9 protein-coding genes are annotated in these 16,049 nt (G+C 32.2%); 1 reads left to right on the forward strand and 8 read right to left on the reverse strand.

Going from position 1 to position 16,049, the window contains the following annotated elements; all coding sequences use genetic code 11:
* Positions 1-2: 2 nt before the first annotated feature.
* The 8 genes from M3P09_RS14300 to M3P09_RS14335 form a co-directional block, all read right to left on the reverse strand.
* Positions 3-1,880, reverse strand: coding sequence for a sodium:solute symporter family protein (locus tag M3P09_RS14300; RefSeq protein WP_099563951.1), 1,878 nt, complete (start codon positions 1,878-1,880; stop codon positions 3-5).
* A 17-nt stretch (positions 1,881-1,897) separates the two neighbouring features.
* Positions 1,898-4,150, reverse strand: coding sequence for a GH92 family glycosyl hydrolase (locus M3P09_RS14305; RefSeq protein ID WP_249973662.1), 2,253 nt, complete (start codon positions 4,148-4,150; stop codon positions 1,898-1,900).
* A gap of 435 nt (positions 4,151-4,585) precedes the next feature.
* Positions 4,586-5,350, reverse strand: coding sequence for an endonuclease/exonuclease/phosphatase family protein (locus M3P09_RS14310; protein ID WP_249973663.1), 765 nt, complete (start codon positions 5,348-5,350; stop codon positions 4,586-4,588).
* Positions 5,351-5,464: 114 nt separating this feature from the next.
* Positions 5,465-6,376 carry an endonuclease/exonuclease/phosphatase family protein gene (locus tag M3P09_RS14315; RefSeq protein ID WP_249973664.1) on the reverse strand — a complete coding sequence of 304 codons (912 nt, stop codon included), beginning with the start codon at positions 6,374-6,376 and terminating at the stop codon, positions 5,465-5,467.
* Between the two features lie 64 nt (positions 6,377-6,440).
* Positions 6,441-8,219: a DUF4091 domain-containing protein gene (locus M3P09_RS14320; RefSeq protein ID WP_249973665.1), complete on the reverse strand. Its 1,779-nt coding sequence runs from the start codon at positions 8,217-8,219 to the stop codon at positions 6,441-6,443.
* Between the two features lie 15 nt (positions 8,220-8,234).
* Entirely contained in the window at positions 8,235-9,797 is a 1,563-nt protein-coding gene (locus M3P09_RS14325) for a sulfatase (protein WP_249973666.1), read from the reverse strand.
* 19 nt (positions 9,798-9,816) lie between these two features.
* Positions 9,817-11,442, reverse strand: a complete 1,626-nt coding sequence (locus M3P09_RS14330; RefSeq protein ID WP_249973667.1) for a beta-N-acetylhexosaminidase — start codon at positions 11,440-11,442, stop codon at positions 9,817-9,819.
* A 251-nt stretch (positions 11,443-11,693) separates the two neighbouring features.
* The gene (locus tag M3P09_RS14335) at positions 11,694-12,614 is read right to left on the reverse strand and encodes an endonuclease/exonuclease/phosphatase family protein (protein WP_249973668.1); all 921 of its coding nucleotides are present in this window, start codon (positions 12,612-12,614) and stop codon (positions 11,694-11,696) included.
* A gap of 219 nt (positions 12,615-12,833) precedes the next feature.
* Here M3P09_RS14335 and M3P09_RS14340 point away from each other — a divergent pair.
* Positions 12,834-16,049 (forward strand): M14 family zinc carboxypeptidase (locus M3P09_RS14340; protein WP_249973669.1); only part of this gene is annotated, 3,216 nt, incomplete at its 3' end.

Here is a 16,049-nt window from a genome sequence, read left to right on the forward strand (position 1 = left end):
TATTAATTTTTATATTTTTTTACTTTATCTAACCAAGTAAATTTTAAGATTATAGAAGTTATAATAAAAACTAACAGTGCCCATAAAGTTTTTGGATAATCGCGTACCATAAAATATATAGGTAGTACAATCATACTAGATTGCCAAATAACTCCAATAACACAATTAGCCATATCGCTTATAAAATTATTGTTTTTTGTAAACGTAGCATCTTCTGCTTTTAATACTTTATAAACTGGACTCCACCAACCCCAAGGTTTAACATTACTATAAAAGCTCTTTAAGGTTTCCATATTCGTTGCTGGTGTTAACCAAGTTCCTAAAAAAGATCCTAAAAGTGACACAAAAAATATAATTGGAAACACATAAATGGCAGGAATCTGTGCTAAATCGTAGAGCCAAGTTCCTATTTCAAAATTAGCTTTATTTTGATCCAATAAAAACTGAAGTGTTGCAATAATTAAGCCTGCTAACATTCCCCAAAAATACCCCCAACCATTAAAACGCCACCAAATCCATTTTAAAAAATTTGCTGCTACGTATCCACCATACAACGCACTTGTTATCCACAAAGTTAATGAGTTTATAGAATCTGCAAAAAAGCCCATAACAACACCAATTATTACAATACTAAAAGATGCTATATGACTTGCTTTTATATAATGCTTTGGAGATGCTTCTGGTTTAAAATATTTTTTATAAATATCGTTAACAATATATGCTGGACCAGAATTTACAAACGCAGAAAATGTAGACATAAATGCCGCTAAAAGTCCTGCTAACAACAATCCTTTAATACCAACTGGCACATGAAAATTAATAACTTTAGGAAGAATAATTTCTAAATCGTTAGAACCAATACTATCCATAGCACTCATTTCTGGAGTTAAAAAAACCAACCCAATAACTACAATGCCGCCTATTAATAAATATCGAGGTATAAATAAAACAAGATTAGTAAAGCCACTCATATAAGCTGCTTCCTTTACAGAACGTGTTGACAAAATACGTTGCATATCATAACTTGGAGTTGGTCCTGCTATACTTGCGAAAATACCTTTAAATAAAGACATTCCTATAAAAGCACCAAACATTTTATAGCCTTGAGAATCTATTAAATCATTAAAGGCATGTAGCTTTCCATCCCAAAAACCTTCTAACTCCATTCCAAATAAAATAGAACTCCATTCTTCGGGAATAATTGCAGCTATTTGGGCATCTGTAATCGTTACAAAAGCATAAATGGTAACCAAAACACCAGCTAAAACCATAATACCATATTGTAATACTTCTGTCGCTACAACAGAAAACATACCTCCTTTAATAGTATAAATGGTTGTTAAAAATATTATAATAAGCGCATAACTTTGTTCTGATACTAATAAAGTACTATTACCCATCATCAAAGTTAAGTCCCATGGCAAAATAATAGTCATAAATTTACCAACTCCTTCAAAGAAGTAAGCGATAAAACCAATTGAAGCTATAATTGCAAAAATAGCAACAATAAGGTGCGATGCTCTACCAGCCTTATCATCTCCAAAACGTGTTAAAATCCACTCAGAACCAGTCATTATATTAGAACGACGGATCCATGCAGCAAGAAAAATCATAATAAAGATTTGATTCCAAATGGGCCAAATCCACATAAACATAAAACTTTTAGCGCCATATAAGAATAGGATGCCAACCATCCATGCTGTTCCCGAAACATCAAACATTCCCGAGCCATTGCTTAGCCCTAAATAATACCATTTAATACTATTTCCTCCTAAAAAATAAGAATCTAAACCTTTTGAGGCTTTTTTAGAAATCCAAATACCCACCCCCAAGGTTAGTACGATGTAGACTACAATTATTAATACATCAATAATATTCATTAGTTGTTGGTTGTTGGTTATTGGTTATTGGTTGTTCCCCAATTTTTATTAGGTTGGTCTCCCATTACAAAATGTAATGTACCTCCTTCAATAATTTGCTGATGCGAAATAGAAGTTTTGTTAAAATCTACACCATTTAAAGATGCAGATTGAATGTAAATATTTTTATCCGAAACGTTTTCTGCTTCAATTACAAATGATTTTTCTTTAGAAATATTAATAGTAGCTTTTTCGAAAATTGGACTTCCAATTTCATAATCACCTGAAGCAGGGTTTAAAGGGTATAACCCAATTGAACTTAAAGCATACCATGCACTCATTTGTCCACAGTCCTCATTTCCACTTAATCCATTTGGAGTTGTATTGTATTGTGTGTCCATAATATGACGTGCCCAATATTGTGTACGCCAAGGTTGGTTTGCATGATTAAACATATAAGCAATATGATGGCTTGGTTCGTTCCCATGAGCGTATTGCCCGATAAGTCCAGAAATATCAGCAGAAACATTATCGCCAGTAATTTCAGAACTTTCTGTAAATAATTGTTCTAGCCTCCTTGTGAATGTTTCATTACTTCCATGAAGTGTAACAAAATCTTTAACGGCATGTGGTACAAACCAACTATGCTGCCATGCGTTACCTTCTGTATAATCTGTTTGCTCTCTATGATTAGAATGTTTAGGATCAAAAGGTTCGTTCCAAGATTTCCCATCGACTGATTTACCTCGCATAAAGCCTGTTTCATTATCAAATAAGTGCTGATAGGCTTTAGAACGATTCAAGAAAAACTCGTAATCGTCATTTTTCCCTAAAGCTTTTGCCATTTGCGCCACACACCAATCATCATAAGCGTATTCTAAGGTAATGGTAACCGACTCATCAATTAATGTATAAGGAATGTATCCATATTTTTTATAATGGTTTAATCCGCGTTCATCTTGCATCATGGTTGTTTTCATGGCTTCAAAAGCTTTTTCGGCATCAAAGCCGCGAATACCTTTTTTATAAGCTTCAGCAATTACTGGGATAGAATGATAACCAGTCATGGTATTTGTTTCATTAGCATAAAGTGTCCAAACTGGTAGTATTTTTCTAGTTTCATAATACACCAACATTGTATTGATAATATCTGAAACTTTTTCTGGAGCAGTTAAGGTTAACAGCGGGTGCTCTGCTCTAAAAGTATCCCAAAGTGAAAGCGTGGAATATGCGGTATAATTTTCTGCACTAACAATCTCGTCATTTTCTTTTCTAAATTGGCCATTTTTATCACTATAAGTTACTGGAGCAACTTGAGCATGGTACATAGCTGTATAAAACATTGTTTTAAGAGAATCAATTGGTGTTTCTACTTCTATTTTAGTTAGAGCTTTGTCCCAAATATTTTCGGCTTTGGTTTTTATAGCTTCAAAATTAAAATCGCCTGTATCTAGATTCTCTTTTGCATTTTCTATACTTACTGAAGATAATGCTACTTTAGCAAACAATTCATTTGAATCATTAGAATTAAAAAATAATTGAGCTGATGTTTTTACACCTTCAGATGATTTATTTTCTATACGTTTTCCATCAGTAAAAATATGATGCTTATTTATTGGTTTAGAAAATTTTGCAACAAAAAATACTTTTTGATTTGCTGCCCAACCTTTGCTGAAACGATAACCACTTATTGTATATTCATCTTCAACTGCAATAGATGTTTTAAGTGCTCTGTCCCAATTAATTGCAAAGCCCAAATCGATAACTACTGATTGTTTATCATCTTTCGCAAAAGTGTATTTATGGTATGCCGTTCTTAACGCTGTGGTTAATTCTACATTTACATTATGGCTTTCTAAAAATACTTGATAATAGCCTGGAGATGCTTCTTCATTTTTATGACTATACTTAGATTTGTATGCTAATGAATCTCGTGATAACGGTGTAGCTGATAAATCGACCTCTTTATTAATTGGCATAAACAATACATCTGCTAAATCGCCAATACCTGTTCCACTTAGTGCTAAGTGACTAAAACCAGCTGCTATTGAATCGGAATAGTGGTATCCAGAGCACCAATCCCATTTACTAATACCGTTTACAGGAGTTACTTGAAGCATTCCAAAAGGAACAGTGGCTCCAGGATAGGTATGCCCATGACCTCCAGTACCTATATAAGGATCAACATAGATGGTGTTTTTTGATTTGGATTCTACTATTTTTTTTTCTTCTTTTTTACAAGAAATAAATGCAGATGCGACTAGAATTATAAATATGTAATTTTTTAACATTGGCTAAACCGTGTTCTATTATAAAAAATAAATATCCTTATTTTTATTTGAGTGGTTAAGTATTTTAGACTAATAACAGTAATGCATAGCTAAACAACGGAAAATTAACTATTCCATTTAGCACAAATTGAGCTTACAGCATTTAACTAATAAAAGTCAATTATTCTTAAAATGTAAGTATTATTTTTCTTATAAAAAAGAATTTCTAAGCATTAATAAAAAGCGGTAATGATATATAAAAAGTTATCATTTTAAGCCTCAATTATTTAAAGCAATAAAAGTATCAGTTATGGTTAGATTATTAGTAGATTTTGGCAATATATATGCATAGTTTTATATCGCAAGTTTTGATTATGTTTGAGTTAGTCACATAATTTTATCTTATCGCGTTAATTGTTTATCTAGTTAGTTTAAGGGGCAAATGTTTTTTGCCCTTTATTTTTTTAACAACTCTAAGACACTTAGTACTGGTCTGTGGTCTGATGCAATTTTTTCTTCAATTACTTTTCTTTCAAGGACACGCCAACTATTAGCTGGCCTAAAAAGGATATAGTCAATCTTAGCTTTAGGATTTACAGCGGGAGAAGTTGGTATGTTTTCTGTAAATGAAGGTTGCCATTCTTTAAACAAAATTTTCATAGTTTCACTTTCTGGTATTGCATTCAAATCTCCTGCTAAAATAGTTGGGGTACTATCTTTTGAAAAAATAGTATTTAACTGGTTTGCTTGATTTATCCTGTCGGTTTCATCTTCTGTATGATCCAAATGTGTACCAACAAATTTAATAGTATCACCACTTCTCAATGACACATTTACTTCTAATGCAGCTCTAGGCTCTTTACCTTCTCTTGCAACCAGTGCATAATTTTTTGTATTTAAAAAAGAAAAAGTTGATAATACTCCTTCGCCATACTCACCACCATCAAATGCCATGGCTTTTCCAAAAATAGCTTGCATTTTTGTACGCAACCCTAATTCGGTTACTAAATCCATTTTTAAAACTCTGTTGGTTTTAAAATCTACTTCTTGCAATGCAACCAAATCTGGTTTAGTATCACTAATAATTTTTGCCAATAAATCTAAATCAAACTGTTTTTCTGCGGCTACAGTCTCTCCGTGATAAATGTTATACGTTAATATACGAACCACACGTGATGAGTCTACTTCTGTCTGTGCTGTTACACTTGCACTATTGAACATAATGAAACTAAGAATACATAACTGATAGACGCTTTTTTTTATTAAATACATTTGTTCTTGAATTTGTTTATTATTTAGGTTTAATGGTATATAAAGTTGAAAACTGTTTTTATTTTATAATTTAAACTCAGCAAATACGGGGTAATGATCTGACAAATAATACGTCTCCTCTTTATTTAACACCTCTGACGTTATACACTTTTCGGCTAAAAATGGTGACACTAAAATATAATCTATCCGTGTAGATTTTTTAGGACGTCCCTCCCCTTTCTTTTCTTCAAAAATTTGTGTTGGACAACTCACTTTATCACCCCATGAGCTAGCGAATTTTTGTGTAACATCTATTAAAGGGTGTCCTAAAAACATTCCTATTACACCATATTCCAGCTCACCAAGTAATAGATTCTTCACATGCCCGTGTTGCTCTTCAGCTGCTTTTTTACTTTCTATGAGTTCCTTTCTATTTTTGTATAAATGAGCATCAAAAGGTGACAAGGCATTAAAATCGCCTAAAACCATGTACTTATCCTGATTTTTTGAAAGGTTTAATAACTTATTTAAAATAATTTTAGCTTCCTCCCTCCTTTTTTGATGGCTAAATGGCGAAAAATGAATTACAAAAAAATCAATTTCACCAATTTTACAATGTAACGCCCCATGATGCATAGCTTTCAATATTTTTTCTTTCACTCCAATTGGCTTATTGGATGTTATACCAACAGAGTAGCCTGATGTCTTTAAAATTTCCGCGTAATCATGTCCCCATTTTTTAGCATCTTTTTGTAATTGTTCTTGAGTATAGCCACACAATTCTTGTAAAGCTAATACGTCTGGTTTTTTAGTATTTATCCAATTCACAAATTTAGCCTTGCGATCTATATCTTTTCCCCAGTCAAAACCATTCCATATGTTATAAGTAATAACTTTTAAAGAGTTCGCATCTTGAGCGTAGCATTTGTTTTTACAGATAGGAAGTACAACCAAGCATGCAAGTATTAAAATTACTCTGAAGGTTTTTGAACTCATTTTATTATTTTAAAATTTCCAATGGCGTATAAAGTAATCGAATAATTGAAAGCTTTAGTTAACATTAGTTAATTGTTAATAATTTTTCTGTCAAAACATTCAATGTGTTTTTAGCATCTTTAAGCATCCTTTCTAAATCATCTGGCTTTGTCGTTATATTAAATTTAGCAACTACACCATTCAAATAGTCAAGCTCATCCAACATATTATTGGCTTTTAATTCTTTGCGAAGAATTGTTATTTTTTCAGCATCTTGAATACCTTCTCTCAATTTCTCAAAACGAATAGAACTACGGTTTTCAGGGTACACTATGTAAGTATCTCCTGCAGGCCATGCTCTAAATCGAGAATCTTGCAAAGGGTTTTCTACCCAACTATTATACGCCCAACGTAAAAATCCATCAAAATCGGCTGCTATGGTATACCAACCAATAAACACCCCTTCTGCTGGTGGTGAGAAAGTAAAAGTATTTGGAAATCCATCTGAACAACAAACATAGTGAGTACTCACATGTCCTTTCTCTCTTCTTTCTATTAAATCTTCTTCATCTACTGGGTGTCCAAATGCTACTGACATATCTTTTAGTTCGTTAGGGTATAACTTATAACTCTTATGATTATCAGCAAAGGATACGCCAAATTCTGGGGCGTATTGATTAAGCAACTTTAGCATCGCTTTCATTTCATCTGGACCGCGTTCGTCCATAGCTATTCTAGTAATTTTACTCCAGCCTTTTTCAACTAAATGTTTTTTAAAGGCTTTTAAAAAGGGAACCCACAATTCTTCATATGCTTTTGTTCCTGGAGGTGCTTTTATTTTTATTTCTTTATTTTCTGCTTCATCAAAATAATAAAACTCATTGCCCCAAGGCACCATAGAGTAACAACTAATCTGTTTTTTTATTCCCAAACTCATCATAAACTCTACCCAGTTATCAAAAACAGTAAAATCATATTGCCAAGTATCATCAATATTTTTTTTCCAATCGACCATGGCTTCAAATTGATCGAAGGTCTGCCCTCCCCATGGGCGTTTATTTAACGATACTGTTATTACTTTTTGCCCTGCATTTGCTAAGCGTTTCATTAACGGTTTTAATAAGTCCCAATGCTTTTGAGACCAAGGTTCAACATTATGAAAACGTGAAACAGCATAAGGGTTTTGCCATAAGTCTAAATGAAACTTCCAATCAGTTCCGTTAGGTAAAACTTTATTAATAACTTTTAAATTGAACTCGAATATTTTACTTTCTTGTCCTTCTATGTTAACAGTTATCATACTTTTATATGATGTCGCTTTTGCATTTGCAGGTACATCAATAGTAATCCAAACTGGCCGAGTTTCTTTGGCCTTTATTTTATACGAATTTATAGGGTCAAAACCATCTGCTGCTAACGAAGATGCAAAATTTTCTGGTTTTCTATAACCACAACCGCCAGCAAATTCATCAGTAATAATATACTTTACAAAATTAATTTCTGCGTTGTTGCTTGAAATTTTATCTCCTTTTTCAGAAATAAAGTCTGTAATTTTTATCTCTACATTATTTACAGAATCGTTACTCCAAAGTACTAATTGAGTGGAAACACGTTCCCCTTTCCAAGCGGTTTCTAAACATGTGTTTGCCTGTTCTATTTTTGGTATTTCGCTTTTCACAAAACGTACACCTGTAGGTACTATTGAAACTTGTAACCCTTTACTAACTAAAGACCAATTCTCTTCTTTGTTTGGCGATGGATCTTTTGGTTCTTCAAAAGTTTGAGCAACAACAATTGCTCTTTTTTGCTGGCAACTTACAATTAAATTAAAACATAAAATAAATGATAATATGTACTTGAACATAGGAAAAAATCTTATTTAAATATTACTAATTACCTCTTGATTATCAGGCCAAGGAACTTGTTTATTTGTGTTTGTCTGTATTGGCATTTGAGCACTTACACTTCTTAAATAATTTGATAATTCTATTGCCAGTACTTTAAGTTTTTCTTTTTCTTTAAACGCCAAATTTGTTGTTTCACCAATATCGTTAGCTATGTTAAATAATTCGAAATGATTATCTAAATGATAGTAAATCAATTTCCAATCGCCTTTTCTTATTGTACTTGAGGCTCCAATTCCTGGACCAGTTGGCCCCCAATTATTTGGATAATGCCAAAACAAAGCCCTACTATTATTATTTTTATCCTTGCCTTTTAATGTTGAAGCAAAACTCTGTCCATCAACTTTTTGAACAGTTTTATAATTTTCAATTCCTGCAAGTTCAATAATAGTTGGAAAAAAATCTTCAATGATAACAAAATCATTAGTTACCGAGTTTGCCTTAGTTTTTCCTGGCCACTTTACAAGCATTGGCTCTCTAATACCTCCTTCGTGAGCAGATCCTTTTCCGCTTGATAAAGGTTTATTGTGAGTATGCCTTTCGCCTCCACGAGCTAAAGCACTTAAACCTCCATTATCAGACATAAATAAAATAATAGTATTATCAGCAATATTTTTTTTATCGAGATAATCCATTAAATCACCTAGACTTTTATCCATTCCTTCAACCATTGAAGCATATTTGGCTTCAATAGAATTAAGCCCTTTATCTATATATTTTTGTTCGTATCTTGAATCTCCTTGAATAGGTGTATGCACTGCATAATGAGCCATATACAAATAAAACGGCTTTTCACTCTCAATTGCTTTATCCATTGCTAAAATAGATTCTTGAGTTAAAGCTTCTGATAAAAAAATATCTTTATGGTGATATTTTTCTAACCCAGGAACATCCCATATACTACTTTTATTAGCATCTTTTTTAAAGCCTTTTACTCCATAATAACTTCCTGGTGCACCAGCTGCATGCCCAGCAATGTTAATATCGAATCCTAAATTTATTGGGTTTTCTCCAGGGGTATCTAAAGCGCCGAAATGTGCTTTGCCTGTATGAATAGTTAAATAACCATTCTCTTTAAGAATTTGAGGTAATGTAGTAACATGTGTTGATCGCTCAATAGTATCTGTAGGTTGAATACCATTCAAATTCCACTCTGGCATTAATAATCCCTTTGGCGGTTTAACTTCAGAAATTCCTCTTCTTAAAGTCCAATTTGTTACCCGATGTCTTGCTGCATTCATTCCAGACATCAAACTTACTCTTGTTGGCGAACACACAGCAGTAGCATATGCTTGTGTAAACTTCATTCCTTGCTCTGCAAGGCGTTCCATATTTGGTGTATGATAAAGATTATTCAATGCTGTTTTTTCTTTCCAAAAAGGCACAGATGTATCTTGCCAACCCATATCATCAACCATAAACAAAATGATATTAGGTCTTTCTTTAATAGCTTTTTCTTCTTTTTTATCAGATTTACAGGAAATGAAAGCAATAAAAAAGAAAAGAAGTATTGCAATTCTATTTGATATTTTAATCATAAGCTTTCAAGTTTTCTTTTTATTCAACATCTTTATAATAGTTGATTCCTAAACTATCCCAATGCTTCTGTATTTTTTTAAGGGCCTGTTTAAAGCTTTCATAATCTTTATTTTCTAATGCCGTCCATCCAACTTCTGCAAATGCCGCAATTCTAGGAAATGTTTGCCTCTCAACATCCTTATTTGTAGGCGTCCATTCGCTCCACATTTGGCAACCTAAACCATAAACATTGTCGTGATATTTCTTATCTAGGCCTTTTGGAATAGGGTTAAAATCATAAGCTTTTTCTAAACTAATACTCTTATACCCATAATCTAGATATGTATTACTATGTAATGAATTTACAATACCGTAACCTTTTTCAGCTGCTTGGGTTGCTAAATCTAAATTTCCTTTCCAAAAATGAACAACTACATTTTTAGCCAACTCTTTTTCTGCTTCTTGATCATGTTTTTTTTCTTCAAAACCTTTATGAATGTTAATTCCCATAATTTCATTCCATCCCATCATACGCCTGCCATTAGCTTCTATAAATTTTGAGATATCATTTGTAAAAGCAATTTGTAAATCGGCAGGTGTTTTAATACCATGTTCTTTCATGTATTCTTGAACATGTTTTGCATCTTCCCACGATTTATAACCCACTTCATCACCGCCGATATGAATAACTTTAGATGGAAATAACTCAAATAATTCGGTTAAAACATCTTTAATGAATTGAACAACTTCTGGCTTAGTTACATCGTAATTATCATAATGCCTACCAAATTTAACCGGGACATTAATATCTTTCCCTGCAGTTCCCAACCAAGTATAAGCAGCTATTGCAGCACTAGAATGTCCAGGCATTTCAAATTCTGGAACTATAGTAATATTCCTTTCTTCTGCATAAGCAACAATATTTTTTATTTGTTCTTGGGTATAGAAACCTCCATGTGGCTTACCTGATGTTTTACCGCTTTTCCATGTTTCAATTTCACTATCAGTTCTAAATGCTCCAACTTTAGTTAATAATGGGTATTTTTTTATTTCTATTCGCCACCCAGCATCATCTGTTAAATGCCAATGAAACACATTCATTTTTAACAATGCCATTTGGTCTAGCATTTGTTTTACAAACTTTTCGCCATGAAAATAGCGCGACTCATCCAACATATAAGCTCTCCATTTAAAACGAGGTTTGTCTTTAATATTTGCTGTAGGTATTAAGTATTTAGTTTCACTTTTTTCTTCTGAAATTTCTTTTGACAGTAGTTGTTTTATTGTTTGTATACCATAGAAGAAACCTTCATACCCATTAGCACTAACAGTTATTTGTTTTGGATCAATATTTAAATCATACGCTTCATCATTAAGAGTTGTATCTAATTTAAATACAATATCTGCAGTTTTTTTATCAGTTTTTTGAAGATTTATTTTTATTGAATCTTTAATTGATGTAATAAAATAATCACTTCCTTTTTTTGCTGCTTTAGTATCACCATATACGGTCATGCCATCCTCTAATAAAAATGAAAATTCACCTAAAACAACTGAAGATGGTTGAGGAAGTATTGCTATTTCTGATTCTGAGAATGTCTTATTTTTTTCATTACAACTATTTAATAAAATAAAGACAAAAGTTAAACGATAGATTGCTCGCATATTTTAAGATTAAAATTGAATAATTTATTAGTGTGCTCGAACACAAATCTAATGTTATTTTTTAAATTTTTATAATATTATCTTGTATATAAATAAAATTAATTGTCAAATATAGCGGATGTATACATTGCTAACCACAAATTTATTAGCCTTTTGTGATACTTTTTTATGATAATAATAATTTCGAGATGAGTTACTATTACATATAATGCTATAAAAAAAATAAACTATTAAACTCTACAATAATAAGCTTATTCGTTTTTTAATAATTGAAAACTAGTTAAGACAAAACCATGATCAGAAGGATAAGTTATTTCTTTATCATTTATTTTAATAGGCTTATTAAAGAAGGCATTATAGGTTTCAGATTTTATAGCCTTTAACTTAGAACCTTTATAAAAAATATAATCAATTCTATGAGAATCAACTTTACCTTCAGCATCCCATGTAATTCCTGGGTGTGTTATAGGGTTAGGATTCATAGCTCTATAAGAATCAATAAATCCAATTTCTTCTAAAACCTTTGTAGCTCTCCAAGGTACAACCAAATTATTATGTAATGCTTTGGTTTTTTCATTCCAATCTAAGTGCGAAGGCGTATTCATATCTCCTGCAAAAATCATTGGTATTAATTCAGACTCTTTAGCATACTGTTTAATATAAGGCAATACTTTTTGAATCATTTCATTACGCTTTCCATTTTTTTCCCACTCTAGCAACTCTTTAACAGTTTTCCCCATTTTCTCGGGCTCATTGTCCCATGGTAAATAATGAAACCAATTAGAAAAAAATCTGATTTTTTGATTATCTATGATAATATCCCTTCCTCCCAAATAAAAAGGATATTCTGTATCAATACGTTCTCCAAAAGGAAATTTTGAAAAAATTGATAAGTTAGTCCCTTTATCATCCAAAGGAGTTCCTTCTGGAGCTATTAAATGAAAGTTATACCCTAAAGCTTCTGCAATTTCTTTCCCAGATCCATATGTTTCTATCATCAAAATAACATCTGGATTTATCTCTCGTATAATCTCAATAGCCTTTTCTCTTCCATTAGGAATATCATTTGCACCATGTAATATATTCCACGCCATTACCTTGAAGGTAAAAGGGCTAGTTTCTTTACAATTTGTAATAAAAATAGCTAATAACAATAAGAAAAGTAATCGCATAATAATAAAATTTAATTTTATAAGAATCTAAAAGTAAAGATTTTTAATTTATCAATATTTAAACAAAAAAGTTATTGAGCAACCTAATTCACTAGGGTTGATGTTAAATTGTTAATTTTACATAATTGCATTTCATCGATTTTTTTTGCGTTTCATGGAGTTTTTTTAATTATTATTATATATTAGCCGCATAAAAATTCATTAAAAATCCCAAGTCTGATGAAAAAAATTACTCTCCTAAGTTTGATACTTTTTTTAATAGTACAACTTAGTTACTCTCAAAAAACAAATAGACAAAAAGCAGAAGATTATCTGAATCAAAAAGGCGAAGTTTGTTTTAGATTTAAAGCAAATAGCCCTTCGCAATTTAAAGAACTATCAACTTTTCTTAGTTTAGGCCATAGAGAAGTAGATATAAACACATTAGAGGTTGAAGCTTACGCTAACAGAGAAACTTTTAACAAATTTTTACAGTATGGTTTATCATATCAAGTAAATCTTAGCGATAATGAATTACAATTTAACCCTCATGAAGCAGGAAAATCTGCTCTAAGCAAAGGAGGAACTACATCTAAAGCATTAGCTTGGGATACTACTTGGGATGCTTATCCTACGTATAGCGAATACGTTGCAAAAATGAATTATTATGCAACCACTTTTTCATCTATTTGCTCCATACAATCTATAGGCACAACTCAAAACGGTAGAGAATTACTAGTTCTTAAAATTTCAGATAATGTGGGGACTAAAGAAGCTGAACCAGAATTTTTCTATACATCTTCAATGCACGGAGATGAACTAGCAGGTTATCCTTTAATGTTAAGATTAATAGATTATCTTTTAAATAATTACGGTTCGGATACAGAAGTTGATAATATTGTAAATAATACTGAAATATATATCAATCCACTAGCAAATCCAGATGGAACTTATGGTTCTGCAGGTAGCAATACAATAGGAAGCCCAACAAGAGCAAATGCAAGTGGACAAGATTTAAACAGGAATTATCCTGACAATGAAAATATTGGGAGAATAAATAGTGGAGCTGGAAATACTAGCCGATTACATGTTAATAGCACTGGTGGTGTTTATGAAGAAGAAACTAAAGCTTTCATGAATTTTGAAGCCACAAAAAACTTTGTGCTTTCTGCTAATTTTCATGGTGGAGTTGAGCTAATGAATTATCCTTATGATAATACCTATACTGAACATGCTGATCATGATTATTATGAGCACATAAGTGTGGAATATGCTAACCAAGCTCAAAACGACAGTGATGCTCTTGGTGACTTTACTTATATGACCGTTGATTACGATTCAGGAACTTATCCTAGTCCTGGTGTAACTCATGGAGCAACTTGGTATGTTGTATATGGAGGCCGTCAAGATTATATGAACTACTATAGACACGGTAATGAAATAACAGTAGAGCTTTCTGATACAAAATACTTACCAGGATCATCATTACCTAACTATTGGACATACAACAAACAAGCTTTTCTAAACTACATGAAACAGGTTAATAATGGAATTCACGGTATTGTAACCAATACGCAAGGAGAACCTGTTGTAGCGAAAGTATTTATATCTGGTCATGACAACAAAAACTCATGGGTAACTTCAAATGAAGAACATGGAGATTACTATAGATTAATTAAATCTGGTACTTATAATGTAACTTTTGAAGCTGCTGGATATGTAAGTCAAACTGTAAGCATAAGTGTAACAGATAACGCTAAAACCACTAGAAATATAACTATGGTTTCTAGCACTCCTGAACCCACAGTATCAGACGTTAGTACTTGTATCTCAGAACCTGTTACAATTAATGCTTCTGGAAGTGGAACAATTAATTGGTATGAAAATATTAATGACATTACACCTACTCATACTGGTGCCAGCTATACAACACCTGCATTAGCTAGTACTACATCTTATTTTGTAGAAGATGATATTGTATCTTATAATGTAGGAAGTACAAATAACAACACCAATGGGACTTTTTCTAATGGTACTAGATATTTAATTTTTGACACCTCAGAAATTACTCACTTAAAACAAGTTACAGTTAATGCAAATCAAGCCGGAGAGTTTGAAATTCAAATACAAGATAGCTCAGGAAATATGATAGATTCTAGAGTTATTTTAATTTCTAGTGCTGGAGTACAAACTGTTGATTTAGATTTTATAATTCCAATAGGCAATGATTTAAGACTAACAGCAGTAGAGCTATCTAGTGGTTTTTCTCTTTGGAGGAATACAAGTGGACTAACTTATCCATATACTAATGGTAGTGTTTCAATAAAAAATAGTAGTGACGGAACTGGTTCATATTCTTACTTTCATAACTGGTTAATCCAAGGGATGAAAAGTTCTAGAAAAGAAGTGGTAGTAACTGTTATTCCTAGCGCTTCTGTTCCAACCAATATTGTTGCTTCTAATATAGGAATAACAAGTTCAACAATTAGTTGGGATCCTACAGGATCTAGCTATGATTACCGATACCGCGTGGTAGGTTCCCCTACTTGGACAACAGTTAACACATCAAATGTTAGCGAAGACTTAACTAGTTTAACTCTTAATACACAATATGAAGTTCAAGTTAGAAGTAACTGTGGTGGTAGTTCATCTAGTTACAGTAGTTCAACTAATTTTACAACTCTTGATTGTACAGCACCAGCTAACATAGTAGCATCTAATATAACTGCAACAAGCGCAACAATTAATTGGGACTCTACAAGTAGTTCTAGTTATGATTATAGGTATCGCGTAGTTGGTTCTCCTACTTGGACAACAGTTAATACAACTAATACTAGCGAAAACCTAACTAGTTTAACTTTAAATACGCAATATGAAGTTCAAGTAAGAAGTAACTGTGGTGGTAGTTCCTCAAGTTACAGCAGTTCAACCAATTTTACAACTCTAAATACAGTAACATTACATGAAGGTTACTTTGAAACAGGTTTAGACAATTGGACATTAGGAGGTAGTGATGCTTTTCATTATTCTGAATCTGCTAACGCAACAAGTTTTTCTTACGAAAATGATTATTCACTTAGAATACGTGATAATTCTGGTACGGCATCTTCAATAACATCAGAAACTTTCGATTTAACAACTTATAGTAATACCGAAATTAGTTTTTATTACTATCCAAATAGTATGGAAGCTGGTGAGGATTTTTTCTTACAATTCTTTAACGGGTCCACATGGCAAACAATTAAGACCTATACTTCTGGTACAGATTTTAATAATGGATCTTTTTACTCAGATAACATATCTTTAGATAATGTTACATACAATTTTACTGGAAGTGCACAGTTTAGGTTCCAATGTGATGCAAGTGGTAATAATGATCAAATTTATATTGATCAAGTTATTATTACGGGTACTGTAAGTTGTTCTAAGCCTGCTGATGATGTCACTAATGCAACC

The sequence above is a fragment of the Jejuia spongiicola genome (assembly GCF_023502325.1).
GTDB lineage: Bacteria > Bacteroidota > Bacteroidia > Flavobacteriales > Flavobacteriaceae > Wocania_A > Wocania_A spongiicola.